The following is a 24652-nucleotide window of genomic DNA, read 5'->3' on the forward strand; positions in this document are numbered from 1 at the left end:
AATGAGCGAATCCAATACGCAGTTTGAAAACAGAAAGCGCGATCACATCAGAATTGCGCTGGACCCAAGGTCTCAGACTGAGGGACAAACCGGATTGGATTCGATCGAACTAGTTCATGAGGCTCTGCCTGATTTGAATTTTAAAGAGGTCGATATTTCGACCTCTTTTTCTTTTTCTAAAGCTCCATCTTTTTCTCTTTCTTCTCCTATTTTTATTTCCTCTATGACTGCAGGTCATGAACATGGCCGTGAAATCAACGAACGCCTGGCTCGTTTAAGTGATCGTCGTCAGATTTTGATGGGTGTGGGTTCTCAGCGCCGTGAATTGAATGATACCAATGCTGCCCAAGAGTGGACTCAGGTGCGTAAATCCGCACCGAAAGCCCGTTTGCTGGGAAATATTGGTATTGCTCAATTGATCAAAACTCCGCTGGATGACATTCGCCGCTTGGTGAATGCGACCGAAGCCGTGGCTTTGTTTGTCCATGTGAATCCTTTGCAGGAAGCTTTGCAGCCCGAAGGCACTACGGATTTTAAGAACTCCTTACAAGCTATCGAAAACCTGGTGAAATTCGCCGAGGTTCCGGTGATAGTGAAGGAAGTTGGCTGTGGATTTTCTGTGAGTACTTTGAAGCGTCTGGAAGGCACCGGCATCGCTGCCGTGGATGTTGCAGGCAAAGGTGGAACTCACTGGGGACGTGTGGAGGGTTATCGCTCTGAAGAAAGCGCGATGCTTTACCACGTAGCTCAAACTTTCGCGAACTGGGGTATCAGCACGGTAGAGTCTTTACGTCATGCTGAGGCGGCCCAAGTAAGTTACGAAGTTTGGGCATCAGGCGGCGTGCGTACAGGCCTAGATGTGGCTAAACTGTGTGCCTTGGGAGCTAAAAAGGTCGGAATTGCCAAACCGTTTTTAGAAGCGGCTTTGCAAAGCGATGAGGCTCTTGAGAATTTACTGAATCGTTTGGAAACTGAACTTAAAATCGCACTATTCTGCACAGGCAGCAAAAACTTGGCTGAACTGACGAATAAGAAGGTGGTTCGATGAAAAAACAACTGCAAGAGATCTTCAAAGGTTTCTCAAAACTAACTCGCCAGGAACGTTTGGATTCTTTGGTTGAGGTGGGTGCTTTGCAACAAGCAGACGTTGATTACATTTCCAAGGGCGGTCTGCGTGACACGACTTTGGGTGAAAAGTTCATCGAAAACGTCATCGGTTATTTCCAGATGCCATTGGGAGTTGCCACAAACTTCCGTATCGATGGCAAAGACTTCGTTATTCCCATGGCTGTCGAGGAAACTTCTATCGTCGCTGCTGTTTGTAAATCCGCAAAGTGGATCCGTGAATCCGGTTCCATCACAACGGAAGTTGTGGGTTCAGAAATCATCGGACAAATTCAAATCGCGAAAGTTAAAGACTTTTCTGTTTTCGAAAAGCAATTACTGGCTCAAAAAAACTACATGATCGAAATCTCCAACCGAGAAGTGGCTTTCGGCCTGGTTCGTCGCGGTGGTGGTGTTCGTGATATCCAGGTTCGCCGCGTTCCTCGTGGTGATGGCGCTGACATGGCGGTGGTCCACGTTCTTATGGACCCTTGCGATGCGATGGGTGCGAATATCATGAATCAAGTGTGTGAGTACTTGAAAGAGCCCATCGAACAATTCACTGGCGAAAAAGTGACGATGTGTATTCTATCAAACCTGGTGGACACTAAAGTCACTCGCGCCGTTGTTCATATCAAAGACGTTGATCCTGCTTTGGCAGAAAAAATTGAAGAAGCATCTTTGTTTGCGCAAATGGACCCGTACCGTGCAGCAACCAACAACAAGGGCGTACTGAATGGTATTGATCCTGTGTTGGTGGCGACTGGTAACGACTGGCGTGCGGTTGAAGCAGGCATTCATGCTTACGCTTGCCGTGATGGCCAATATCGCTCGATCACCAAATGGTACCGTGAAAACGGTGGCCTGACGGGTGTGTTCGAAGCTCCATTGGTTGTGGGCACTGTGGGCGGGGTTACGACTCTGCATCCAACGGCGATGATGTGTATGAAAATGCTTGGCACTCAGTCAGCGAACGAGCTTTCTCGCGTAATTGCGGCTGTGGGTCTGGTGCAAAATCTGGGTGCTTTGAAGGCTCTAACAACTGTTGGAATCATTGAAGGCCACATGAAGCTTCATACAAAAAATCTGGCTTTGGGCGCAGGCGCTGAAGAGCGTGAAATCCCAGCGGTTCAAAAGAAGCTTGAAGAAATTCTGACGATTCGTAAACGTATTTCTCTTAGCAATGCGATTGAGGTTCTAAAAGAGCTTCGCGCGGGTCAAGCTTCCAGCACGACCCAGCATCCTCATTAAGAGGTATCCCTTGGCTTTGAAGTGCACGATTCCTGGCAAGACTTTTTTGGTGGGCGAGTATTTAGCTCTCCACGGTGGACCGACATTGTTCGTTCTGTCCAAGCCTTGCTTTGAAGTGACGGAAACCAAGGGAAGTGGCTCCTTGGGGAGTATTCATCCCGATTCTCCGGCTGGAAAGTTTATTGCGGATCATTCCGAGTACTTTAAAAGTATCGATTTAAAATTTGAAGACCCTTATCTGGTCGGTGGTTTTGGCGCCTCAACGGCGCAGTTCCTGGGTGCTTATGCTATTTGGATGCATCGGGAATCTCATCTGGTCGGTATGGAAGCACAGTTTGATTTCAAACATCTTCTTTCTGTTTACCAAAAATATGCCTGGAATGGCGAGGGGACTCCGCCAAGTGGTACGGATCTGATTGCGCAGATGAAGGGGAGTCTGACGTTTTTTGAAAAACGCAAAGGCTTGTTATCTGTTAGTGGTTGGCCGTTTGAAGATCTGGAGTTTTACCTGATCCATACGGGGAACAAGGTGGCGACTCACGAGCACTTGAAGACGCTGAAAGAATTTGATTCTTCAGTTCTGGAAAAAGCCGCTTACCGTGTGCAAGAGTCTTTTGCCTCTGTTAATCCCGAAGAACTGGTTGCCGGAGTTAAAGCCTATGCACAAGAACTTCAGGATTTGGGTTTTACCTGTGAACCGACGTTGAAGCTTTTGGCGGGCCTCCGTGCTTTGCCGGGTGTGAAGGCCGCTAAAGGCTGTGGCGCCTTGGGTGCTGACGTCTTGTTTGTGGTCACTGAAAAGAATCAATCGGAAATCATCGAAAAACACTGTCAGTCTGTGAATGTGAAAGTTATTGCTTCTCACCGAACTATCTCTGCGGGTCTACATCTGAGTGAGAAGGAAAGTTAGTTTATGAATCAGGTTTTAGTTTCGGCTCCATCAAATATCGCGTTGATTAAGTACATGGGAAAAATTGAAGGTTCTGGTAATAAGCCAACGAATGCTTCTTTGTCCTATACTCTTGAAAACCTGCGCACCTTTGTGCGTTTGACTGAAATCGACGGGGGAGCAGATCTTTGGAAGCCCTTGATCCGCGAAGATCTTGAGAAAATTGATCTGTCTGAAAAAGGACAGCAACGTTTTTTGAAGCACTTGGCAAACTTAAAAGACAAATGGGGAGTTCAAAAAAACTTCCTGGTTGAATCCGCTAATAATTTTCCGTCGGACTGCGGTCTGGCTAGTTCGGCTTCAAGTTTTGCAGCCCTGACTTTGGCAGCAGCGGAGATGTTCCAAAAAATCAATCCACAGCCCTGGGGCGCAGATAAGAAAACCTTGTCTGAACTTTCCCGTCAGGGTTCAGGCTCTTCTTGTCGTTCGCTATTCAGCCCTTGGGCTTTGTGGCAGCAGGAGTATGCTCAGCCGATGAATTTGCCTTTGGCAGACATGCACCACATTTGCGTGGTGGTGGAAGACTCCAAAAAAGAAGTGTCTTCTTCGGAAGCGCATAAACTTGTGACGACAAGCCCGCGCTTTGAAGGCCGGGTTGAGCGTGCAGAGATCCGTCTTCGCGATCTTTCCATGGCTTTGCAAAACGATGACTGGCATATGGCTCGCCAGATTGTCTGGGATGAATTTATCGACATGCATCGCTTGTTTGAAACAAGTCAGCCGGCATTCGGTTATATGACTGAGGCTTCCAAACAGGTTCTGGCCGAGTGTGAATCCCTGTGGAATCGCTGGCAGGATGGTCCGTTGGTGACTATGGATGCGGGTGCGAATGTGCACATGCTATTCCGTCATGATCAGATCAAGCGCTTTGCAGAGTACCGCAAACACTTTGGCGAGAAATTCAAAGTTCTGGCATTTGAAGGTGTAAAAGAAAATGTCCACTAGTTTTCAGTGCACAGCTTATGGCAAATGGATTTTAGTCGGCGAACACGCAGTGATTCGCGGCTATCCTTCATTGGTCTTTCCAATTCCTTCGCGCACTTTGGAGCTGAAATACACTCCGGGTGAAGCCGCTTTGGTTTTGGATCTGCACGGCAACCACGGGCAGGAGCTGCAGCTTCTGGTCTGGGGAGTGCTGGAAAAAGCTTTGCAGCTTAAAAATCTGAATCGTCAGCAGCTTACAGGGACGTTGCATCTTGATTCCTCGCTGCCTGTGGGTGCGGGAATGGGTGCTTCGGCGGCTCTTTGTGTGGCGTTGACACGTTGGTTGGGTCACTTAGGCCATGTTCAACAGTCTGAATATTTTGAGTTTGCGCGCACGTTGGAAGATATTTTCCACGGCGAAAGCAGTGGTATTGATATCGCTGTGGCTTTGTCTGGCGAAGGTCTGCGCTTTGTTCGTAATGGCGAGCGCAAGCAGATCACTCCTAAATGGAAACCTCGTTGGTATATCTCCTATTCCGGTCAGCGTGGCGTGACCGTAGATGCGGTTAACAAAGTTAAAGACCTGCTTGAAAAGAACCCTCAATTAGGTCAGCAAATTGATCTTAGAATGTCCCGAGCAGTGGAGCTGGCTGAAAAAGCCCTATCCATGGATGAATCAGCAGGCCAAGGCCTGTTGGTTGAAGCTATTGAGATGGCCGGCGGCTGTTTTGAACAGTGGTCCCTGAATGAAGGGGCACCGACGACTCACTTGCAGTGGTTAAAATCCCAAGGAGCCATTGCGGTGAAGCCGACTGGTTCCGGCGGTGGAGGCTATGTGCTTTCTCTGTGGCAGAAAGAACCTTCCGCGGAAGTTCTTCAGCATTTGATCCCTTGTTAGTTCCTATATTAATCCCTAAACAATATTCTAATGTGTGGTTTTGACATACTCGAACTTCGTTTATACGATTTGAGTATGCGTGACAGTTTGTTTTCCAGTTTAAAAGTCGTTGCAATGATGCTTGCCGCAGATAGCGTCCCACATCCCCGGGAAAAGAAATGGCTATTGCAGATTGCTCGCAATTACGGTGCATCCTTTGGGGAAGTTGCAATTCTTGCTGAAATTCTGTCAGGCAAGTCCAACGAACTATTAAGCGAAGTTTTAAGTCATGTCGAAGATGAATTCGATAAACGTCGTCTGCTAAATTTTCTGCAAATAGCCATGCGCCAGGACGGTCTTGTTAAGAATTCTGAAATTAAACTTTTCTACGAAATTCAAAAAGAACTGGAAACAAATCTTCGCAATGACTACGTGAAATTGGGCAGGGAAATTCGCAAACGGGACGGTGAAGTCAGAGCCTGGAATGAGTTGGATCGTTTGGGAAAAGCTCTGAATGTCAGAGTTCATGGTTTTCCATTTTCCGCGCATTTCTTCTATGCAGATCCAGAGTTGTTTACATTACTTTTTGATTTGGTAGGCAAACACTGGCGCAAGTTAATGGTTGTAGTGTTTGGTCTTTTTGTTTCGTATGTTCTTCTTTTTAGGTAACTCTATCACTCGTTGGGTGTTCCGATTTAGTCTGTTTTTCTGGTACCCGAACTAAGTCTCAATTATCTATTTCGATTCTGATTTTCATATCTCGTGCGCTTTGCGCCAAGTAAAAATCGAGACATGAAAAGCAGCAACTATGTGTTCACTTTTGTTTTCGCTTCAATGTTGATTCCCAGCGTGACGATGTCACAAATCATTCCATTTAATTTCTGGCGAGGCCCCAGTGGTCCTTGTCCAAAAACTTTCGTTATCAGTTCCGGCACCACATGGGTCGTGCCCTCGGGTTTTACTGCAAATAATTCCATTGAAGTCATTGGTGGCGGGGGAGCGGGTTTTTCATCCAGCGGCGCCTGGGATAATTCTGGGGGCGGTGGCGGCGGAGGGTATTCCAAAGTGGTGAATGTTACTTCTTTGGTTGCAGGTTCCACGGTCACCGTAAAAGTTGGAGCCGCAGGTGTGGCGGCCGCTGGAAGTGCCACAGCGGGTGGAGATACCTATTTTTGCAACAGTCAAACGAACTGTGCCTCAATCACAGGTACCGCCGTCATTGTGGGAGCGAAAGGTGGAGCCGCAGGCTCGCTGTCTGCTGCAGCCGGGGGTAGTAGTGCTTCGGGAGTCGGTACCACCAAATATTCCGGGGGCAACGGTGCAACGGCATCTGGTAGCTGCGGCGCGGGTGGTGGTGGCGGAGGTTCCGCCGGTCCCAACGGTGCAGGCGGTAATGGTGGTGCTGGAGGTGGTTGCAGCGGTCCAGGTGGTGGCGGCGGCGGCGGCAGCGGCGGTGGAACTGCTGGATCGGCAGCAGGTTTCGATGGTGGTAATGGTGGAAAGAACTTTGCCGGATCGGGCGCTGGTGCCGGTTCCACGAGTTCTGCCAACGGCTCGCCTGGAACCAATGGCGGAGGCGGCGGCGGTGGCGCAGGTTCCAGCGGTGGAGCGGGCGGAAGTGGCACTGATCTTACGGCAACTGTCGGAGCCGGTGGTGGCGGCGGCGGTGGCTTTGGTTCAACCAAGGTCGGAGGAGCCGCAGGAACCTATGGTGGCGGCGGCGGCGGTGCCACAGGTAACTCTTCCTCTAAAGGCGGTAACGGTGGTCAGGGCGTGATTGTTATTAAGTGTTTTTAAAAGTTTGGGCGAGCAAAGCTTTCTTAAGTTTTGCCTGAAGCTGTTTGCTGGTGGTTTTGTGGCTCAGATGAGTGAACCAAAATCCATCAGCGGCCATTCGCACGAGTTCAAGTTCAATTCCTGAATCTGTTTTACGGTGTTTCTTAAGTTGCTTATCCATCCAGGTCTGCCACATCTTTTTCAATTGTGGCTCTACCAGAACAGACACACAAAGTGCGGACCACGGTTGGGAGTCGTCTTCGGGGCAATCGAAACAAAGTTCTACATAAGCCCTAGTGAAGCGACCGTAAGCTTTTTTATCTTTTGCCATCAACGCTTCAAGATCCCGATCCATTTCCTCCATCAAAGTATCAAAAACACCTTTGATAAGGGCCTGTTTGGAAGGGTAGTGGTGAAGCAGTCCACCCTTGGTGATTCCAGCGAGCTCGGCCACAGCCTGAACCGTGATTGCACCCAGGCCTTTTTTTTCAGCCAGGGAAATCGTGGCCTTCAGAATTTCTTCCTTTACCAGTTCCGGTTGTTTTTTGCGCTGATAAGCTGACTTCATAATACCCTCAATGTGAAACCGATTTCGAGAACACCTGTATCACGATAACACCGGATATCATCAGGCTGATACCGATAATTGCGGCAAGGTCCAACTTTTGATTGAACACGAAGTATCCTACGAATGCGGTTAGGGCTATACCCACGCTGCCCCAGATACCATATGCGACTCCCAGGGGGATGGCCTTCAGCGCGAGAGATAGAAAATAAAAAGCGGCAAGATAGCAAACAGCAAGGATTAATGTGGGAATGGCTTTGGTGAATTGTTCCGATTTCTGCAGGAAGGTCGAGCCGATCACTTCACTTACAATCGCCAACCCTAAAAACGCATAAGCCACCAGTTTGGAATCCATATAAAACCTCTTTCCATTAAACATACCATCTGGTCGGTTTCTTTACAAATTTAGACAGACAAATGTCAAATAGATACATATAATGTTTCTGGATGTGAGTGGCGTCTCACTTTCTTAAAGGCTATGATCAAGCCTGGGAGTACTTCTAAGATGTTTAAAATCATTTCATTTTCAGTTGTTTTCATTCTGGCGCTCATTGCGGGTGGATTTTTGGTGACGGGATGTGCTTCCTCTTTTGGAAAGCTGCCCACCAAGGAAAACACGGACGGATTCAAAACCTCTAAAAACTTTGACAGTGAAAAAGGTGTTTTCATGAACCGCCGTCCCACATTGGTGGAGGAGATGCGCAAGCGCACGATGAACTTTGCCACTATAAAAGAGTTTTTACTGGGCGGCGATAAAGATCGCGTTCCCGCGCAAAGTCTGCCTGAAGTAAAACCCGACTTTGCAGAATTCCTAAAACCGAGCAACGATTTAAAGGTGGCGTGGTTTGGTCACTCGACAATTCTTTTGAATTTTGATGGCAAGATTGTGCTGATTGATCCTGTGCTTTCTAACTCAACAGGGCCGTTGGGAATCATGATGAAGCGATTTCAGAATCCGGTGGTGGAGCTGGCGGATCTTCCAAAAATTGATGCCATCGTAATCAGTCACGACCACTACGATCATCTTGATATGGACTCAATCAAGTTCTTTAAAGACAAAGACGTCCCGTTCATTGTTCCCCTGGGCGTCGGTGCACATCTGACCAGTTGGGGAATTGCCGCAGAAAGAATTCAAGAGCTGGACTGGTGGCAGTCCACGAAGGTTGCAGACCTTGAGCTTATCGCCACACCGGCCCAGCATTTTTCTGGCCGGGGCATGTTTAATCAGAATAAATCCTTGTGGGCCTCGTGGGTGATTAAAAATGACAAACACCGGATCTTTTTTAGTGGAGACTCCGGCTATGACACTCACTTTAAAGATATCGGGGAAAAACTGGGGCCCTTCGATATGGCCTTTGTTGAAAGTGGTCAGTACAACGAAAAGTGGGCTGAAGTTCACTTGTTGCCCCAGGAATCTGTTCAGGCCTTTAAAGACCTGAATGCGAAACGCTATTTTCCAATTCACTGGGGAATGTTCAGTTTAGCTTTTCACTCCTGGTACGAACCTTTGGAGAAACTTACGGCAGCAGCGGAAGCCAACGGTATGGTGCTGGTAACTCCCAAAATCGGCGAGGTCGTGTCGGTGAATGATTCTTATTTGAGTACTCGCTGGTGGAATTCTTCAGTGACTGTTCAGAAGTAGATCGCAATCAATTTTAAAAAGCAAAACCCCGCAAGCCTGAAACTTGCGGGGTTTTTATTTTAAAAGTTTAAGAATTTACTTACAGATTGAGATGGCCTTTGTAGCCGCAACAATCTTAGCGTAGGGAGAGTTGCTTGAGCGCAGCACTGACCAGTAACGAGCGCCGCCTCTCCAGCTGCCACTGACTTGTCCAGCGATGCGGGCATCGCGACCCATCCAACGATTCAAGATGCGAATACCGCAGCTTAAGTTCGTGTACGGGTTATGCAGGTCTGTGGTCTTTTTAAGTGCACAACCGTAGGCGTTGCCACTTTCCACTGAAAGCTGTAAAAGCCCTGCGCTGATCACGTTGTTGCCGGAGCCGTCGTTGAAGTTCTCGGTGTAGTTCATCGTTGTTGAAAAGTTGGATTCATACTTCGTCATCTGCGACATCAGATAAACCCAAAAGTTCTTGCGTTGTTCGCGGGTCAAGCTGTTGTACTTGGGACAGAAGGTTGTACCGTCTGCTGGGATCACATCAAGAAGGTCTTCTCCCAAGACCTCAAGTTGAGTCATCACATGCGCGGTCCAAAGTTTACCATCGGTTTTAGCTGCTTCCCATATAGGAGCTACAGCGAGGCCACCCGGCGACGGAGAAGGGGAAGGTTCTACCGACGGAGTAGGGCTAGGGGTTGGTGATGGATCAGGGGTCTCAATTCCGGCTGATGAATTATCGCCGGTCGTGCTGGAAAGTTGACTGGATCTGAGTGAGGAATTATTTCCGCAAGCAGTAACCAGAAATCCCGAGATCAAAATAAAAAGTATGGTTTTTAAATTGAATCTTGCCATTGAAAGATGATCGGTTACTTTTCCAAAAATCTATACTGTTACAAAAAGTGTATAAACCTTAGGACGAATCTCTTCGAGAAGAGTCGAAAATTTGTACGATAGTCGGGGAAATCGCAGTGGGCGCGGTTCTCCCGGATATGAGGGGTTCTGCGTATTAGCGTCTTTTCATTTTCAAGTAGCGCTGACGTTCCGTTTCCGGAAACTTTTCAATCGCATAGCGAAGCATGGTTCGGGGCATGTTGTTGGCGTGCGTATTCAGAAAACGTTTAAGCGGTTTTAAATCGCGCTTACCAACTTCACGCAACATCCATCCCACGGCTTTGTGAATAAGATCATGTTCGTCGTTTAAAAGTATTTCCGCTATTTTTAAAGTGTCGTCAAAGTCGTGCTGGCGCAAAAAATAAAATGTCGAGATGATCGCCATTCTGCGCTCCCAAAGGTTTTTGGATTTAGCATATTTATAAAGCAGCGTGCGTTCCTTATCAAACAGGTAAGGCCCCAAAACCGCAGGGGTTATGGTGTCTACGAGGTCCCAGTTGTTGATTCCTTTTCTATTTTTAATCAAAAAGGTGAATATCTTTTTCTGCTCTTTCTCATCTGACTTACGATAACGCTCTGACAGAATAATTAAGGAAATAAGGCGCTCTTCATGAATGGGGGAACCAATCAAAGCCTTGAGTTCGGAATAAGGTAAATCCTTGAATTTCTTGGCGATGGTGCGACTTTGTCCCACTGTCAGCCCCAAGAACTGATCGCCTTCGGCGTATTCTCCGGCGCCGGTTTTAAAAAATCTTTGCAGGATTTCTGCTCTCTTTTTGCTTTGCAATTTCATAATGTGTGAATGAATTGTCATGATTTAGTTATTCTATACGATTGTCTCCCGCGTCGATAGCATTTTGATAGTCAACAGTGCTTGCGTAGTTCGGTGGTCTTCACTAGGATGCGCCCGATATCGTTTACCAAATCAAATAATAACAGGAGAACAAAATGAAAAAGTTTTTGATGATTCTTTTGTCTTTGGGCTTTGTTGGCTCTACTGCAATGGCATTCGAAGGTGCCCTTGTTCCAACACTTGAAGGCGCGCAAATCCAACCTCTAAAAGGTGGCGTTTGCCCAAGTACACCAGTTGCTAACGGTAACTACTGTAAACCAGCAGGCGAATCTTGCCCAGCTGGCTACGACCAATTCGCTAAGCTTTGCTGGGGCGGTTGGAAAAAAGGTTTCCAGAAGTGCGGTATTTCTTGTAAGCCAAAAGAACAATGCGGTTGGAACCACAGCGGTGACTGGAAATGCAGTCGTCCAAGAGCGGGTTCTGGTCCTCAACCATTCGCTGGCGAAATCTCTGGTATCTTGAATCTTCAACAAGATGGCGCAGTTGAATTCAAAACTGCAAAAGTTATCTGTGAAGACCAAGGTCCTTCTGCTGGCGACAACGAGCAATGGGAAGTTTGCCGTCCAACTGACGGTCTAAACTGCGGTGCTGGTTACAAACGTATGCACAAATACTGCTGGGGTGGCTTCAAAAAAGGCATCTACCGTTGTGGTTATGTTTGCGAAAGATCTCGCAACGCTAACGATGGCAACGGTGGCTACGGTCACGAAGCCGGCCAAAACGGCGACTAAGAGTTCGAATTTAGTTTCGAATTTTCAAAGGCTCCCTCTCGAGGGGGCCTTTTTTTTTGCGGTGTGTTTGAGAGCTATATTGCAAAATTCTTTGGTGACAAAAGTAGTTGTTTGAATTTTAGATGTGACTTCAAAATTAACAAAGGAGAACAGATGAAATTGTTATCTATGCTTATTCTTTCGCTTACTATCTTTGCTGCTTCAGCACAGGCCTATGAAGGCACTATGCAATATTCAGCGGATGGTTCTTTTCTAATTAAGCCATTGGCAGCTCAATGTACGCCAGATATCGGCGATCAAGTAAGCCCACCAAGCTCATGCAAACCTTCTGGTAAAGCTTGTCCTGAAGGCTATACACGTTCCAGAAAGTACTGCTGGGGCGGTTGGAAAAAAGGCTTCTACTACTGTGGCGTAGCATGCAATCGTTTGCAAAACTGCAAATGGGGTCCACACGGTGATTACAAATGCGGTAACCCAGGCAGCGGCCACAATCACGGCAGCAACCCAGGTCACGGCTAATATATAAGAGAATTATGAATGCTTCTGAGCGTAGCTGAAAAGTGCGATGGAAGCCGCCACGGTGGCGTTGAGTGACTCAACTCCATCAGTGGGAACTGATAGGCGATTAAGACCCTTGATGCCACTAAAGCCGGGGCCTTCTTCGCCAATCACCAGGCGCAGGTTTTTTGGCCAGTTGAACATAGCGACATTTTCGCCCTTCATATCCAAAGCATAAATATCTTTATCAGCTTGAATGAAATCCATGAACTTGCCGGTCTTCACCAAGGGCAGTTTTAAAAGAGCACCCGCCGAAGCTTTGATAGCTTTCGGATGATAAGGCGTGCAGCTTTCCTCTGTCAGAATAATTTTGTTCACCTTAAATGCCACTGCCGAGCGTGCCAGGGCACCCAGATTTGATGGATCACCAAGGGGAGCAATGACTTCCAGGCCTTCGGCTTTTGCTGTGGAATTTAAGGTCTCAATGTTCTTTGGTTCAAGCACCAAAAGATTGAAGTGCGTGCCGATAACATCCACTTCGTTAAACATCGCTTTCGGAAGTTTATAGATAGGGATGCGCTGAGTTTTTGAAATCGGGTGAGTCAGTGTTACAGATTTCAGCTCCTCGTGTACGATTTCGGCTTTGATTTTGAAATTCGGATTTTGCAAAAACTCCTGAATGAGTTTTTCACCCATCAGAATAAATTCACCATGTTTTTTAATTCCGCGGGAGGATGATAAATCCAGCCAGCGGCGAAAGTGTTCGTTGGTTTTAGAGGAAATTTCGATCATTTGTAAGCCGCCCAACGTTTCTTTTCTTCCGGAGTAAGCTCTTCAAAAAGCATTTCTTCGCCTTCATCGTAGTCCGGCAAATCCATGTGTTTGATTTTTTCATAAACCACCATGCGGCGGTCATGAGGAGTGTGTGGCAGGGAGTAGGCAGTATCTTCAACCAGTTTGAAATACTCTGACCAGTTTTCTTTGGCCATTTTGATTTCCGGGTCAACGCCAGGGCCCTTCATGAAATACACTCTGCCACCGATGTTAAGGCAGTTGATGACATTACCCAACGTATTGCCGATGTCTTCCACCGCGCGAGTGATTGCACCATTAACCGGGTACACACAGTGTTTGTTGATGTTGCGACCCAGAATGTCTAGCTTTGGAAGTTTCATTTCCGTGCGCACGTGTTTTAGGAATTCCACGCGACGTTGCACGCCTTCGCCCAAAAGAATTTGTTCATTCGGGTACATGATTTTTAGAGGAATGCCTGGAAAGCCCGGACCGGTGCCCACATCCAAAAGAGGGAACTGAAGCTTTGTATACTTCATGATGATGATAGAATCGATGAAGTGCTTAATCGCAATGTCTTTCAATTTCAAAAGACGGGTGAAGTTTTCTTTTTCCTGATTCAACATCAACAGGCGGTAAAATTGCGCAAGCTGCATGCGCTGCTGATGGCTGACCAGATCAAAATCGTGATTGCGGAAAATATCAGCCAGACGGTCGTTGGCTTCGTTCACTTCAAAAATGGATTCTGGTTTTTTATGGCGTCCCTTTTGTTCGCTGGGTTGGGCAGCAGCGAACTTGGCGCCCATCGCTTGCGCGCGGGCTTCTTGACGGGCTTTGTAGGGACTGTAATTCGTTTTATTCTTATGTGCCATGGAAGGGGTGTTATAGCTGTTTTTGTCTTAAGATAGAAGGGTTTAGCTTATTTCTTCAGGAAAAGAAGGTGGCAGGGGTTAGGTCCCTGTAAAAAGCCCCCGGGCCCCAGGGGAATCGTCGGGATATTAGACACTCAAAGCCTGGGTTTTGGGAATGAAAAAGGGCAGCTTGTGGCCGCCCTTGGGATGTCTGTTTTAGATCGAACTATCTCTCGGAACTGATGCTGCGGTGGATGCGGTTGCCGTTTTGACGGGCTCTTTCGTTATACGCCTCTTGTTGCTTGGCTTTAGCAGCAGCGTAAGCGGCATCACGCTGCGCGCGGGCAGCCTCTGTTTTTGCTTCCTGAGTCCATTTGGCGATATTGCGACCATCTTCGTTTAAGCGTTCGATTTCCTTGTTGGAAACATCGCGCTTGTCTTTGTATTCCTGGGCGAACTTCTTATAGCGCTCGGCCTCGGCCTTTTGGTAATTGATTTCCTTTTGGGCTTTGGCTTTGCGGTCTTCGTTCATTTTGATTTGGCGTTGATATTCTTTTACCTGCACCGTCAGGCGCTCTTTTTCAACCCGGGTCATCTGCGCTTCACGAGCCGCGGCGGCTTCCAGGTTTTTGGCTTCGCTCGCTGTTTTTACGGCTTGCTGGCGCATTTGTTCGCGACGAACTTTTTCGCGTTCCAAAAATTTCTTCTGCTCTTGAGCATCGATTTTTGCTTCCTCAGACATGCCCATGGACATTTCGGCTTCGATATCCGAATCCAATTGAGCAAAGCTTTGGTGTGAATATGTCAGGATTGCCAGAGCTAAAAGCAAGTATTTCATAACGACTCCCATAGGGAATATATCGGCGGCCCTAGAGATCGACTGAACGGTTCTGGACCTGTTTCTCATGGTACAAATGTTGATTTTTCCAGGGACAATCTCATCTTGATACAGGGTTTTTTCACCGCTTCCTGGGCGGTTTTGCTTAATTCCAAAGCATGTTGCCGTTGCTGCCATGGGCTATGCAGGCCAAATGCTTGAAAATAGGGGCTTTTGGCGGGATAACTGATCACTATGACAACGTCCAAACTCGATTCCATCAAAGAAGCGGCACTGGCGGCTTTCAAAGCAGCCCCGGGCTCTAAGGAACTCTACGATCTGAAGGTTCAATACCTTGGGAAAAGTGGTTCTCTTACAGAAATCATGAAAGAAATGGCCTCGTTGCCGAAAGAGGAAAAACCTCTTTTTGGTAAGAAGGTCAATGAAGTGAAAGCAGTTCTTGAAGCTGCTTACACAGAAGCAGAAGAAGCACTTAAAAAATCTGAGATTGGTGCAAAGATGGCGGCTGAAGAGCTGGATCTTACTTTGCCAAGTGCTTCTCGCGCCAAAGGTTCACAACATCCCGTGAACATGGTCATCGAGGAGATCTTTACGATCATGTCCCGCCTGGGTTATTCCGTGCGCACAGGTCCTGTGATCGAAAAAGATTACTACAACTTTGAAGCGTTGAATATTCCTGCAGATCACCCGGCTCGTGACATGCAAGATACTTTCTTCATCGACAAAACTCACGTGTTGAGAACTCACACTTCGCCAATCCAAATCCACACGATGGAAACTGAAAAGCTTCCATTGCGCGTGATCGGGACTGGTCCTGTATTCCGTTGCGATAGCGATATTTCTCATTTGCCAAACTTCCATCAGATCGAAGCTTTGTGCGTGGACGAGAAAGTTTCCATGGCGGATCTTAAAGGCACGATCAGTTTCTTTGTTCGTGAATACTTCGGTCCGGGTTTGAAAACCCGTTTCCGTCCAAGCTTTTTCCCATTCACAGAACCTTCTGCGGAAGTGGATTGCTCTTGCCCAATTTGTAAAGGCAAAGGCTGCAGTCTGTGCAAGCAAACAGGTTGGATCGAAATCGGCGGTTGCGGTTTGGTAAATCCAAAAGTTTTCCAAATGGCGAAAATTGAATATCCAAAATATCAAGGTTTCGCATTCGGATTTGGTGTTGAGCGTATGGCCATCATCAAGTACGGCATCGAAGACATCCGTTTGTTCCCTGAAAATGACGTTCGTTTCTTAAGGCAGTTTGTAAAATGAAGATCAGTTTAAAATGGCTCCAAGAATATGTAGATGTGAAAGAGTTCTTCACAAAGCCAGAAGAACTTGCTGAAACGCTGACTCGTGCAGGTCTTGAGGTTGAAGAGATCACAAACCTGGCGAAAGATTTCAATCACGTGGTGATTGGTCACATCCTTGAAAAAGACAAACACCCGAATGCAGATAAGCTTTCTGTGTGCCGTGTTTCTACGGGCGATGTGGTTCATCAAATCGTTTGTGGTGCGCAAAATCACAAAGCAGGCGACCGTGTGATCGTGGCTTTGCCAGGCGCAGTTTTGCCGGGCAATTTCGCGATTAAAAAATCTGCAGTTCGCAGTGTGGATTCAGCCGGCATGCTTTGCTCTTTGAAAGAGTTGGGCCTAGCTAAAGAATCTGACGGTATCGAGATTCTTCCAAGCGACGCTCCGATTGGAAAGTCTTATGCTGAGTACGGCGGTTACGACGATATTACTTTTGAACTAAAAGTAACTCCGAACCGCGCAGACTGCTTGAGCCACTTTGGTTTGGCTCGTGAAGTGGCATGTTTGCTCTCCAAAGAATTGAAATCTCCGAAAGCAGAACCAAAACTGGGCACTAAGTCTTCCAAGAGCGAAATCGCTTTGGAAGTAAAGGCTTTCGATCTTTGCCCTCGTTACACGGCTCGTGTGATCAAAGGGGTTAAGGTAGGTCCATCTCCAGCTTGGTTGAAACACCGCCTGGAATCAGTGGGTATGAATTCGATCAATAACATCGTCGACGTGACAAACTTCGTGATGATGGAGTTGGGACAGCCGCTACATGCTTTCGATGCCAAGTTCATCGGTGGTAAAAAAGTGATCGTGGACCGCGCGACGGCAGGCGAAAAATTCATCACTTTGGATGGTACAGAGAAAACCTTGAACGGCGATGAACTGACAATCCGTGATGCCTCTCACCCAATGTGTTTGGCGGGTGTTGTCGGTGGTAAAAACTCCGGCGTGACTGAGGCGACTTCAGAAGTATTCCTGGAATCCGCTTACTTTGTGCCAATGAGCGCTCGTAAAACATCCCGTACTCACGGTGTCGATACGGATTCTGCTTACCGCTTTTCCCGCGGGGTGGATCCAGACGGGGCTTTGCGTGGTTTGAACCGCGCGACTGCTTTGATTTTGGAAGTGGCTGGTGGCGAGGCGTATGCTGATCACCACGATTTCTATCCAAACCCTGTTAAGAAAAATCCGATTTCAATCACTGTTAAAACAGTGTCTGATCGCCTGGGTTACACAGCCGTTGAAGACCAATTCGTGGATTATATGAAACGTCTGGGCTGCGGCATTGAGAAAAATGGCGAGACTTTCAAAGTTTTGCCTCCGACATTCCGTTTTGACCTAGAGCAAGACATGGACTTGGTTGAGGAATACGCGCGCTTAAATGGTTACGACCATATCCCTGAAGCGTTGCCGGTATTCACCAATCCACCTGCTCATCACGATAAAGGTTTCTTGCTGAATAAGTCAGTAAGCGAACTTGTGCGCGCAGATGGTTTCCAGCAGGCATTTAACTTTGCTTTCGTGGGTTCTAAAGCTGAAAAAGCTTTCTTGGGCGATGTATCGACTATGAAAGCAGCTGGGCTTAATGCCACAGCAAAAGAAATCCGCATCATGAATCCACTGAATGAAGAGGTGGACGTGATGAGATCTTCTTTGAGCTTTGGTCTTTTCCGTAACCTTACGACGAACTTCCACTATGGCAACATGATGGGTCGTTTGTTTGAAATCGGCAGCACTTTCTTTACGGGCGATGATGGGTCTTACGGTGAAAACCCACGACTGGGTTTTGCTCTATGGGGCCGCAACGAAAACCTTTGGAATAAATCTTTGGATTATCCAATTGTGTTTGAGTTGAAAGCATCGGTTGAGACTCTTTTGAAATCTTTGAATATCTCCTCTTACACATGGGTCACTCCGGCTAACAAAGCAGAAGTTCCAGCGTTCATGCACTCGGGTCAATATGCTCAGTTGCTTGTCGAAGGTAAGAAAGTGGGTTTCATCGGAACTCTTCATCCAGTTCTTTTGGATGATGCGAAAATTCGTGTTCCTGCAGCGGTGGGTGAGTTCGACCTTGAGCAATTGTACAAAGGTCAACCTCGTCCATTCCGTATTCAAAGCGTTTCCAAGTTCCAGGTTGTTGAACGTGACTTTGCTTTCGTGATGCCAAAAACATTGAAAGTGGGCGACGTTCTGAAAGACATCCGCAAAGCAGCGGGTGCGCTTCTGGTGAATGTGGACGTGTTTGACTTGTATGAAGGCGACAAAATGGAGGCGGGTAAGAAGTCCGTGGCGATCCGTTTGTGGCTTCAGGACAAGAATGGCACACTGCAAGAAGAGCAGATCTCAGGAGTGACAACGAAGGTTCTAGAGTCTTTGAAGAAGAATTTTGATCTTTCTGTGAGATAAATTCTTGATTGTTTTCAGGAGCTTGTTACGCTTTAGTTAATTAATACCACGGGTTTTACGTGGTGGGAAAAGTGAAGGATCACAATGGCTGGCCAAAACTTGGGTAAATCAACTGTGACGAAGGCCGATATCGTCGAAAACGTCTACCAGAAGATCGGTTTCTCTAAAAAAGAAGCCTCTGAGCTGGTTGAATTATGCTTCGATACCTTGAAGCATGTTTTGCAAAATGGCGATAAAGTTAAGATTTCTGGATTTGGAAATTTCGTCGTGCGTGGCAAGAACGAGCGTATCGGTCGTAACCCACAAACAGGCGAACAAATCAAAATCTCTGCTCGTCGCGTTCTAACATTCCGTCCTTCGCAAGTGTTGAAGGCAATGTTGAATGGCGAGGAGTACGAACATCTCAAGGATGATGACGATGACGATGATGACTACGGCGACGATGAATAGTCCTGAAGCGGATACGGCGACAGCAACCAGCGAGCGCACTGAGTATCCGATGACTCCAATCGTTGATCAGTTCTCCAATGACGGGCAAATGAGCTTTGACAGCTCTGAACTGTCCCTGGGCGATCAACATCTGGAATTCGTGGAAGCTGAATCCGTTGGAGTAAATCCGGAAACGGTTCAAGCTCAGCAAATCTCAATCCCTGCCATGCTTTGTGATGATAAGCTGATGGATGAGATCAAGGCGATCCCGAATAAAATGGCTTTTAAAATCGGCGATGTGGCTGAGATTTTGGGAATCAAACAATACGTTCTTCGTTACTGGGAAACTGAGTTTGATGTTCTAAAACCTAAAAAGGCTTCCAACAATCAGCGCATGTACACACGCAAGGATGTTGAGAATGCTCTTCTGATTCGCAAACTTTTGCACCGTGATCGTTTTTCGATTGAAGGCGCAAGAAACGCGATGAAGGAATTGAAAGCTCATGTGCGCAAAGAAAAAGACATGAGTCAGGTCTATCACAAACTCGACAATGTGAACGAAATGGTCGAGGGATTGTTGACGGATATCCGCAAACTTCGCGGAATGTTTATGTAAATCTCAAAAGGGCTTCGGAAACGAAGCCCTTTTTTTATCTCGAAGGCACGCGGGCGACATGCTTTACGGTAACGAATCCATCTCTCACTATACACGCAGTAATATCACGATCTGGATGCTGATGGCATTTCAGGCGGGAGTGCTTAATATGGGCGGCTTTATGGCCTGCCACCGTTTCGTATCTCACGTCACAGGGTTTGCGACGTTTTTTGGTTATGAATACAGTCTGCGGGATCGGGGACATGCCTGGGGTATGTTGGTGGTACCGCTGTTTTTCCTGTTCGGTGCCATGGTCAGCGGCTATCTGGTGGATATCCGTTTAAAGCTTCATAAAAAGCCTCGTTACTATCTGGCCTATGCAGTGATCTTTGTATTAACCCTCCTTGCGACCTTTGGTGGCTGGATGGGATGGTTTGGTCCTTTCGGATTACCATTAGAAGAAGACCGTTTGGGTTACCTGCTGTTGATCGTTCTTTGTTTTACCTGCGGAATTCAGAACGGTACGATCACAAGCGTTTCCAGATCTGTGGTGCGCACGACGCATTTAACGGGGATTACGACGGATTTGGGAATTGGTCTGGTTCGCTTGTTTAACAAAAACATTCTTGCGGCCGAACATCAGGAGTTGCTGGAGAGTGAGCACAAGGCCACCTTCATGCGTATCGGAATTATCTCAATGTTTGTTTTAGGATCAGTGGTGGGAGGATTTGTCTTCCCAGTGGCAAAATTCTGGGGATTTTTGATCCCGGCATTTACCTCCGGGATCCTGCTGGTGTCGATGATCTATTTTCAGATCATCAACCCCCGTAAAAAGAATTCGTAAGAGCTATTGGATCACACATTTTAGTGCGATGTTTTGGCGATTGCCACCTTCGCAAACTCGGTTGATGTAGCCTTTGAACTCGCGACCGGATTCAAGATCATTCATAAACTTTGGCAAAAACGGGCTGTACCAGCACCAAGCGTCCTCAAGGCTGGTGAAATTTGCGTAAGCTGTGTAGTACGGGCTTTTTGCTGCGTCTTCTTTCACGATCACAGTGGATTTCTCAACTGTTGCAGCGAATGCACCGTTGATCTCGGCTTGCTGCAATTCCTGGTTAGAAATGATTTCCGCAGAAAAGTTCGCAAAATCAAAAGTTCTGAAGCCCTTCCAGCCTTCAACCTTTTCAAGGGATTGGCAGGATACGGATTTGGCTTGTGCCGAAAGGCTAAAAGATAAAGCGACAGCAAAAATAGAAAGCATCAGTTTCATGTGGGAGTTCCTTGGTTAATTATTGAAATCCCGCATGTTGTAGCCGTAGCAGACGCTCAAGTAAAATTAAGAATTTTAAAGTTATTATGCTTAAGGCGCATTGTATTAACTTCTCTGATCCTGACTCCGTCTCTATCCGCTGGAGTTATTTGGATTTTTTCTGATCCGCATAGGAGTTGAAATTATCCACAAATGAACGAGTAAGGATAGACGTGCTATCAGCCAGGAACTTTTCATTGTTGATGGAGAGCTGAGTGCTGATTCCCTGCAGCCGGAAAAACAACGCATTTGCAATAAAGGATTGTTCATCAGCGGGCAGTTTTTTAAATTCAATGTCTTGTTTGATCTGATTTGCAAAAACCGTCAAAGAAAGCGATGCATCGGTGATGTTCTGAACGGCTTCAGCCGTAAGGGCTTTGCCTTTCATGGTTTGCTCGGAGATGCAATTTTCAGCTTTTGCAGATTCAGAGAAGAATTTTTTAACTTTGTCGGGAATTTCCTGGTGCGAAGCCATGTAGCTGTCCAAGGACTGACAGCGGAAATAAGACACAGCGTTTTTGCAGTTTGTATTGGTGATTTCGTTTTTACGGCAGTCGGCATTTCTTGGAACGCCATACGCTCCCAGGACTCCATCAAGAGACTGAAGGGCGTAAGGGGATCTTTTTGTAGCTCCGTTTTTGGAGTAGCTTAATTTTTCAGAAATATAAATAAAACCGTGAGATTCATTGATGGCACCGTTTGCGATGCTGCGAATAGCGCCGATGTCGCCGGCTTGGCGTGGTTCGCTGTCTTTAAGTTGTCGGCACAGCGGAGGAGCCATATAGAAGTTCATTTCCTGGGGCGTTGTATAGCGCAAATGCGGAAGAATGCCTTTCATTACCAGGGACAAGTTCCAGCAATTCGGTCCGTCGATTTCTGGATTTGCATTTTGATACTTAACCACGTGCTCAGGAACACAGGAGGTTACATTATAAGCGCAAAAATCTTCATACTGGCCAGCTGGGGATAGATTCTCGCACCCGTTGCCGGCTTTGCTATTAATCGTCCATTGTGAAAGCGATGGGATTTCCGCCTGAAGCTCTGTGCACTTCCCAGACATCATCACTTTGTTTTCTTTTTTACTGAAAGTAATCTCGGCTGAGGAGACAAAGGGAATCAAAACGGTTAAAACGATCAGAATTTTCATATGATTTAATACTAGCAGATTCATTCGTGCCGGAATCTGGGAATCAGCGAGGCCGGACCTTTGATGGGTGAAAGGATCTTAGAAGTAATCCTGTTCCGATAGTTCCAGGCTGAAATCGTTGAAGTAAGTGCCGGTAGGTTTGGACGCAAGCAAGGAAAGGGCCTTCTCCATTTGGTCAGCCGGGATTTCCTTGGCTGAATTTTGATGAGCCTCTTTGGTGGTCCAATGCTCGACCACCACGAATTCCGAAGTTCTGTCCTGATTCTGCATAAGCTCGGCGGAAAGATTCCCAGGGCACTTTCGGATGTGGCTGCAGACGTCAGAAAGGAAGGCGCGCAGTTCATCCGCTGAATCATTTTTCGCGATGAAGGTGTTTATGCGCGCCACTGACATATTAGAACCCCACGTTCAGGATGGGGGAAATTTTAAATGGTCCGGTGTTGTTCATATTAACCAGGCCGATTTGCAAACCATGTAAGTTGTCTGTGACGTTGATCAAACCGATTTGAAAGCCGTAAACGGATTTTGCGCGGTTATAAACTCCCAGTTGCAAACCATAGATATCGGTGTGAGCACTGATATTAGCCAGGGACAGCTGCACACCGTAGACGCTGCTTTCTGCAACGTTATAGTTTGTCATAAGTGCTGCCTGCAGACCGACCACTGAAGTTTTTTGTTTGTTGTAGTTTCCCATACCCGCTAACTGCAAACCGATAATGCGAGTGGTGCCGTAAGTGGCATTGAAGACACCGGATATACCGACGCCGACAAAACTTTGCTCAGTGATATTTCCCAAAAGCCCAAGGTCAATACCATAGACATCACGGTGCTGACCCCACAGGGCACTTAAACGCAAACCCGTGATAGAGAAGTCCTCTGGAGGAAACTGCACTGGAGGAATAATCGCCACTGATAACGGAGTGAAAGCGGCAAAGCTTTGTGAAGTGATCAAAGAAAGAGAAACCATAAGCGGAAGTAGTAATTTTATTTTCATATCCCATGATAAAAACATCATCTCCCGCACAGCAAACAATCTGCAGGAGATCCCGACTTAGGTGGATTTTTATTTCATAGGACGTGGAATTTGCCGGAGCGGATGCAAAGCTTATTTGTACGGAAACAGTCGTGCACTGTTTTCAAGTATCCACGTCTTGTACGCCAGAATGCTGGTGTAATACGTGCGAGTGGAGCAGCCAATGTCCCCACGACTGGTGATTCCCCAAACGAAATACTTGGAACCTGATTTAATAAATGCCGGTCCACCGGAGTCACCCGTGCACGGCCCGTGAGTTTTGTCTTGCAACAAAATAAACTCATAGGGATTCGGAATGCTGCCGATTTTTACTGATGTCGATTTCAAAATAGAGAGACCAGACATTTTTTCGGTCACACAGCGATCTTTTTTTGCGTCGTCATCGAAATAGCAGATCGCAATACCCTCATCCACCAGGGCCTGAAGGTCCTCTGTTTTCTCGGGATCGAGTTCCGTGACCTCATCAGAATCCACACCGTAGCCTGCCACGATCACATTGGTACCGGGCTTAAGAACTTCTTTGGCACTTAGAATACTTGCGGGTTTGTATCCGCCTGGCACCGAGCCCTTAAACTTTAAAAGCGCAATGTCGTTGGCGGGGTTGGATGTTCCTCTGATTTCCTCAGGGCTTTTAAACTCAGTATGAACGATGGCAGCCGTTACACGTCGTGTTTTTGCAGATTTGTGAATGGCATCATAGCTGTCGATGATGGATTCCATGTCGGTCGTGAAAAAAACAAACGTCTCGTCGATATCAGGATTCACACAATGTGCGGCTGTTAGCACGATATTGTTTTCCAGTAAAATTCCTGTGCACAGCATGGATGTCGAAATGTCATAGATGCCGACGGTGCTTTTTGCGATAGGGGAGTCTTTCTTAACGATCTTTCCACCGATGATCGCTTCTGCATCCTGCACTTGCACAGAATCAAAACCACCCGGGGTGCAGGCAGCCAAAACAAGTGATGTAAGAAGAGTCAGGAAACCAGCTAATTTCATGTTGAAAATCGTCCCTTTACGAAGAGAGTATTCTAGCCTCGTTTTCACTCTTTACCAGCCCCCGATAATTATTTCTAAAGCCCATAGGTTTATGTCTAAAACCTCGACACTCGGTCCAAAAAGGTCTGGAAAAATCGCTGTTTGCAGCTTCAATGAATGTCATCGAATTTATGGTTTGCTCTCTAAAACAAGATGCCTAACAATGAATTTGTCGAGAGGAAATCTATGAAGGCAGTGATTATCAGTTTATTTTCAGTCGTGATTCTATTTACCGGCGTTGTGAGTGCTCAGGAAGAAGGGCCTTATTTTGAAAACACGATTGTTCCCCGCAAGGGCCGTTTGTTTGCAGTGGACTATGATATGAAGTCCAAAACTTTCCGTGTTTCCTTGGTGGGAAAAACTGTGAAAGGTTTAAGCGCGTCACGCTATTCAGTTTCTGCTGCAACTACGGATGCCAAAGGATTAGAGCAGCAGTTGGATTTAGTTTCTGTTGCTGAGGGATATAAGTTCAAAGATGACGTCGCTCCTAAAAAAGAAATCAAAATCAAAGTGCACGATAAGCACACAAAAGAGTCTGAATTGTTTTTGTTGAAGCCATAAAAAAATCGAAAATATCAGAAGAAAAAAACCGCACGAAGTTGCGGTTTTTTAGTTTTTGTAAGATGTTGCGTTTTCTTAACATCTTGATTTCTCGGGGATAAATTTAAAACTCTTCCACTCCCATTTCAAATGACTGTTCTGTAATTGACCCCATGTAGTTAAGACGATTAAGTCCGTGTAATACAGACGTTTTAGTTACATATCAAAAATGACCTAAGGTTAATTAAAGGAATCGAACAACTGAGGGGGCCTTTGTGGCGAAAGTCGATTCCGCATCGGAAGTAAAAGAAAAATCTGCCAAGAATATTTCTACAAAACTAAAGC

General features: G+C 46.7%; 28 protein-coding genes. 16 read left to right on the plus strand and 12 right to left on the minus strand.

The genetic code is table 11. From position 1 onward, the window contains the following. The first annotated feature begins 1 nt into the window (after position 1). From fni to ACLWNV_RS07655, 7 genes are all read left to right on the plus strand, one after another. On the plus strand, positions 2-1048 hold the full coding sequence (gene fni / locus ACLWNV_RS07625; RefSeq protein ID WP_413587333.1) for a type 2 isopentenyl-diphosphate Delta-isomerase: 1047 nt from the start codon (positions 2-4) through the stop codon (positions 1046-1048). Next, positions 1045-2355, plus strand: a complete 1311-nt coding sequence (locus ACLWNV_RS07630; RefSeq protein WP_413587334.1) for a hydroxymethylglutaryl-CoA reductase, degradative — start codon at positions 1045-1047, stop codon at positions 2353-2355. The genes fni and ACLWNV_RS07630 overlap by 4 nt, the downstream gene beginning before the upstream one ends. A gap of 10 nt (positions 2356-2365) precedes the next feature. After that, positions 2366-3265, plus strand: a complete 900-nt coding sequence (locus tag ACLWNV_RS07635; RefSeq protein ID WP_413587335.1) for a hypothetical protein — start codon at positions 2366-2368, stop codon at positions 3263-3265. Between the two features lie 3 nt (positions 3266-3268). Then, positions 3269-4249: a diphosphomevalonate decarboxylase gene (gene mvaD, locus ACLWNV_RS07640; RefSeq protein WP_413587336.1), complete on the plus strand. Its 981-nt coding sequence runs from the start codon at positions 3269-3271 to the stop codon at positions 4247-4249. Further along, positions 4239-5126, plus strand: coding sequence for a mevalonate kinase (locus tag ACLWNV_RS07645; protein ID WP_413587337.1), 888 nt, complete (start codon positions 4239-4241; stop codon positions 5124-5126). Before mvaD ends, ACLWNV_RS07645 begins: the two co-directional genes overlap by 11 nt. Before the next feature lie 75 nt (positions 5127-5201). Beyond that, the gene (locus tag ACLWNV_RS07650; RefSeq protein WP_413587338.1) at positions 5202-5774 is read left to right on the plus strand and encodes a hypothetical protein; all 573 of its coding nucleotides are present in this window, start codon (positions 5202-5204) and stop codon (positions 5772-5774) included. A 123-nt stretch (positions 5775-5897) separates the two neighbouring features. Continuing rightward, positions 5898-6902, plus strand: a complete 1005-nt coding sequence (locus tag ACLWNV_RS07655; protein ID WP_413587339.1) for a PE-PGRS family protein — start codon at positions 5898-5900, stop codon at positions 6900-6902. On the opposite strand, the gene ACLWNV_RS07660 is transcribed toward ACLWNV_RS07655, so the two are convergent. Both ACLWNV_RS07660 and ACLWNV_RS07665 read right to left on the minus strand, forming a co-directional pair. Then, a complete protein-coding gene (locus ACLWNV_RS07660) occupies positions 6889-7449 on the minus strand; it encodes a TetR/AcrR family transcriptional regulator (protein WP_413587340.1) in 561 nt (186 codons plus the stop codon). The two genes, ACLWNV_RS07655 and ACLWNV_RS07660, sit on opposite strands and share 14 nt — an antisense overlap. Positions 7450-7456: 7 nt before the next feature. Further along, a complete protein-coding gene (locus tag ACLWNV_RS07665; protein ID WP_413587341.1) occupies positions 7457-7801 on the minus strand; it encodes a DMT family transporter in 345 nt (114 codons plus the stop codon). A gap of 150 nt (positions 7802-7951) precedes the next feature. On the opposite strand from ACLWNV_RS07665, the gene ACLWNV_RS07670 reads away from it, so the two are divergent. Further along, entirely contained in the window at positions 7952-9088 is a 1137-nt protein-coding gene (locus ACLWNV_RS07670) for an MBL fold metallo-hydrolase (protein ID WP_413587342.1), read from the plus strand. 75 nt (positions 9089-9163) lie between these two features. Here ACLWNV_RS07670 and ACLWNV_RS07675 read toward each other — a convergent pair whose 3' ends face one another. Together ACLWNV_RS07675 and ACLWNV_RS07680 are read right to left on the minus strand one after the other, a co-directional pair. Next, positions 9164-9916, minus strand: a complete 753-nt coding sequence (locus tag ACLWNV_RS07675) for a hypothetical protein (RefSeq protein ID WP_413587343.1) — start codon at positions 9914-9916, stop codon at positions 9164-9166. Between the two features lie 154 nt (positions 9917-10070). Beyond that, positions 10071-10769, minus strand: coding sequence for a DNA alkylation repair protein (locus tag ACLWNV_RS07680; protein ID WP_413587344.1), 699 nt, complete (start codon positions 10767-10769; stop codon positions 10071-10073). A 134-nt stretch (positions 10770-10903) separates the two neighbouring features. Between ACLWNV_RS07680 and ACLWNV_RS07685 the strand changes: the two genes are divergently transcribed. Then, positions 10904-11539 carry a hypothetical protein gene (locus tag ACLWNV_RS07685; RefSeq protein ID WP_413587345.1) on the plus strand — a complete coding sequence of 212 codons (636 nt, stop codon included), beginning with the start codon at positions 10904-10906 and terminating at the stop codon, positions 11537-11539. A 153-nt stretch (positions 11540-11692) separates the two neighbouring features. Beyond that, positions 11693-12058, plus strand: coding sequence for a hypothetical protein (locus tag ACLWNV_RS07690; RefSeq protein WP_413587346.1), 366 nt, complete (start codon positions 11693-11695; stop codon positions 12056-12058). 12 nt (positions 12059-12070) lie between these two features. Here ACLWNV_RS07690 and ACLWNV_RS07695 read toward each other — a convergent pair whose 3' ends face one another. From ACLWNV_RS07695 to ACLWNV_RS07705, 3 genes are all read right to left on the minus strand, one after another. After that, a complete protein-coding gene (locus tag ACLWNV_RS07695; RefSeq protein ID WP_413587347.1) occupies positions 12071-12829 on the minus strand; it encodes a TrmH family RNA methyltransferase in 759 nt (252 codons plus the stop codon). Continuing rightward, complete coding sequence (locus ACLWNV_RS07700; RefSeq protein WP_413587348.1) at positions 12826-13701, minus strand: 16S rRNA (guanine(527)-N(7))-methyltransferase RsmG; 876 nt, start codon at positions 13699-13701, stop codon at positions 12826-12828. Before ACLWNV_RS07700 ends, ACLWNV_RS07695 begins: the two co-directional genes overlap by 4 nt. Positions 13702-13906: 205 nt before the next feature. Further along, positions 13907-14518, minus strand: coding sequence for a hypothetical protein (locus ACLWNV_RS07705; RefSeq protein ID WP_413587349.1), 612 nt, complete (start codon positions 14516-14518; stop codon positions 13907-13909). 234 nt (positions 14519-14752) lie between these two features. Here ACLWNV_RS07705 and pheS point away from each other — a divergent pair, with 234 nt between their 5' ends. The 5 genes from pheS (at position 14753) to ACLWNV_RS07730 (ending at position 20081) form a co-directional block, all read left to right on the plus strand. Continuing rightward, the gene (gene pheS / locus ACLWNV_RS07710; RefSeq protein ID WP_413587350.1) at positions 14753-15778 is read left to right on the plus strand and encodes a phenylalanine--tRNA ligase subunit alpha; all 1026 of its coding nucleotides are present in this window, start codon (positions 14753-14755) and stop codon (positions 15776-15778) included. Positions 15779-15813: 35 nt separating this feature from the next. Next, positions 15814-18213 carry a phenylalanine--tRNA ligase subunit beta gene (gene pheT, locus ACLWNV_RS07715; protein WP_413587351.1) on the plus strand — a complete coding sequence of 800 codons (2400 nt, stop codon included), beginning with the start codon at positions 15814-15816 and terminating at the stop codon, positions 18211-18213. Positions 18214-18327: 114 nt separating this feature from the next. Beyond that, positions 18328-18663: an integration host factor subunit alpha gene (locus ACLWNV_RS07720; RefSeq protein ID WP_088617065.1), complete on the plus strand. Its 336-nt coding sequence runs from the start codon at positions 18328-18330 to the stop codon at positions 18661-18663. Continuing rightward, positions 18632-19258, plus strand: a complete 627-nt coding sequence (locus tag ACLWNV_RS07725; protein WP_413587352.1) for a MerR family transcriptional regulator — start codon at positions 18632-18634, stop codon at positions 19256-19258. The genes ACLWNV_RS07720 and ACLWNV_RS07725 overlap by 32 nt, the downstream gene beginning before the upstream one ends. 58 nt (positions 19259-19316) lie before the next feature. Further along, complete coding sequence (locus tag ACLWNV_RS07730) at positions 19317-20081, plus strand: YoaK family protein (protein ID WP_413587353.1); 765 nt, start codon at positions 19317-19319, stop codon at positions 20079-20081. Between the two features lie 3 nt (positions 20082-20084). Here ACLWNV_RS07730 and ACLWNV_RS07735 read toward each other — a convergent pair whose 3' ends face one another. From ACLWNV_RS07735 to ACLWNV_RS07755, 5 genes are all read right to left on the minus strand, one after another. After that, positions 20085-20510, minus strand: a complete 426-nt coding sequence (locus tag ACLWNV_RS07735; RefSeq protein ID WP_413587354.1) for a hypothetical protein — start codon at positions 20508-20510, stop codon at positions 20085-20087. A 145-nt stretch (positions 20511-20655) separates the two neighbouring features. Further along, positions 20656-21720, minus strand: a complete 1065-nt coding sequence (locus tag ACLWNV_RS07740) for a hypothetical protein (protein WP_413587355.1) — start codon at positions 21718-21720, stop codon at positions 20656-20658. A gap of 54 nt (positions 21721-21774) precedes the next feature. Next, on the minus strand, positions 21775-22089 hold the full coding sequence (locus ACLWNV_RS07745) for a putative quinol monooxygenase (protein ID WP_413587356.1): 315 nt from the start codon (positions 22087-22089) through the stop codon (positions 21775-21777). A 1-nt stretch (position 22090) separates the two neighbouring features. Beyond that, positions 22091-22690, minus strand: coding sequence for an LA_2272 family surface repeat-containing protein (locus ACLWNV_RS07750; protein WP_413587357.1), 600 nt, complete (start codon positions 22688-22690; stop codon positions 22091-22093). A 111-nt stretch (positions 22691-22801) separates the two neighbouring features. Then, positions 22802-23728, minus strand: a complete 927-nt coding sequence (locus ACLWNV_RS07755; RefSeq protein ID WP_413587358.1) for a S1 family peptidase — start codon at positions 23726-23728, stop codon at positions 22802-22804. A 225-nt stretch (positions 23729-23953) separates the two neighbouring features. Here ACLWNV_RS07755 and ACLWNV_RS07760 point away from each other — a divergent pair, with 225 nt between their 5' ends. Beyond that, positions 23954-24328, plus strand: coding sequence for a hypothetical protein (locus ACLWNV_RS07760; RefSeq protein WP_413587359.1), 375 nt, complete (start codon positions 23954-23956; stop codon positions 24326-24328). Positions 24329-24652 lie beyond the last annotated feature (324 nt).

Origin of the sequence: Bdellovibrio sp. HCB274 (assembly GCF_047306075.1) — a bacterium.
Classification (GTDB): Bacteria; Bdellovibrionota; Bdellovibrionia; order Bdellovibrionales; family Bdellovibrionaceae; genus Bdellovibrio.

Coding starts and splice junctions, on each gene's coding strand:
- ACLWNV_RS07675 (WP_413587343.1), bottom strand. CDS start 9,916: ATGGCAAGATTCAATTTAAAAACCATACTTTTTATTTTGATCTCGGGA.
- ACLWNV_RS07645 (WP_413587337.1), top strand. CDS start 4,239: ATGTCCACTAGTTTTCAGTGCACAGCTTATGGCAAATGGATTTTAGTC.
- pheS (WP_413587350.1), top strand. CDS start 14,753: ATGACAACGTCCAAACTCGATTCCATCAAAGAAGCGGCACTGGCGGCT.
- ACLWNV_RS07695 (WP_413587347.1), bottom strand. CDS start 12,829: ATGATCGAAATTTCCTCTAAAACCAACGAACACTTTCGCCGCTGGCTG.
- fni (WP_413587333.1), top strand. CDS start 2: ATGAGCGAATCCAATACGCAGTTTGAAAACAGAAAGCGCGATCACATC.
- ACLWNV_RS07660 (WP_413587340.1), bottom strand. CDS start 7,449: ATGAAGTCAGCTTATCAGCGCAAAAAACAACCGGAACTGGTAAAGGAA.
- ACLWNV_RS07680 (WP_413587344.1), bottom strand. CDS start 10,769: ATGACAATTCATTCACACATTATGAAATTGCAAAGCAAAAAGAGAGCA.
- ACLWNV_RS07665 (WP_413587341.1), bottom strand. CDS start 7,801: ATGGATTCCAAACTGGTGGCTTATGCGTTTTTAGGGTTGGCGATTGTA.
- ACLWNV_RS07690 (WP_413587346.1), top strand. CDS start 11,693: ATGAAATTGTTATCTATGCTTATTCTTTCGCTTACTATCTTTGCTGCT.
- ACLWNV_RS07705 (WP_413587349.1), bottom strand. CDS start 14,518: ATGAAATACTTGCTTTTAGCTCTGGCAATCCTGACATATTCACACCAA.
- ACLWNV_RS07650 (WP_413587338.1), top strand. CDS start 5,202: ATGCGTGACAGTTTGTTTTCCAGTTTAAAAGTCGTTGCAATGATGCTT.
- ACLWNV_RS07755 (WP_413587358.1), bottom strand. CDS start 23,728: ATGAAATTAGCTGGTTTCCTGACTCTTCTTACATCACTTGTTTTGGCT.
- ACLWNV_RS07760 (WP_413587359.1), top strand. CDS start 23,954: ATGAAGGCAGTGATTATCAGTTTATTTTCAGTCGTGATTCTATTTACC.
- ACLWNV_RS07735 (WP_413587354.1), bottom strand. CDS start 20,510: ATGAAACTGATGCTTTCTATTTTTGCTGTCGCTTTATCTTTTAGCCTT.
- ACLWNV_RS07630 (WP_413587334.1), top strand. CDS start 1,045: ATGAAAAAACAACTGCAAGAGATCTTCAAAGGTTTCTCAAAACTAACT.
- ACLWNV_RS07670 (WP_413587342.1), top strand. CDS start 7,952: ATGTTTAAAATCATTTCATTTTCAGTTGTTTTCATTCTGGCGCTCATT.
- ACLWNV_RS07725 (WP_413587352.1), top strand. CDS start 18,632: ATGACGATGATGACTACGGCGACGATGAATAGTCCTGAAGCGGATACG.
- ACLWNV_RS07700 (WP_413587348.1), bottom strand. CDS start 13,701: ATGGCACATAAGAATAAAACGAATTACAGTCCCTACAAAGCCCGTCAA.
- ACLWNV_RS07655 (WP_413587339.1), top strand. CDS start 5,898: ATGAAAAGCAGCAACTATGTGTTCACTTTTGTTTTCGCTTCAATGTTG.
- mvaD (WP_413587336.1), top strand. CDS start 3,269: ATGAATCAGGTTTTAGTTTCGGCTCCATCAAATATCGCGTTGATTAAG.
- ACLWNV_RS07740 (WP_413587355.1), bottom strand. CDS start 21,720: ATGAATCTGCTAGTATTAAATCATATGAAAATTCTGATCGTTTTAACC.
- ACLWNV_RS07730 (WP_413587353.1), top strand. CDS start 19,317: ATGCTTTACGGTAACGAATCCATCTCTCACTATACACGCAGTAATATC.
- ACLWNV_RS07745 (WP_413587356.1), bottom strand. CDS start 22,089: ATGTCAGTGGCGCGCATAAACACCTTCATCGCGAAAAATGATTCAGCG.
- ACLWNV_RS07750 (WP_413587357.1), bottom strand. CDS start 22,690: ATGAAAATAAAATTACTACTTCCGCTTATGGTTTCTCTTTCTTTGATC.
- ACLWNV_RS07685 (WP_413587345.1), top strand. CDS start 10,904: ATGAAAAAGTTTTTGATGATTCTTTTGTCTTTGGGCTTTGTTGGCTCT.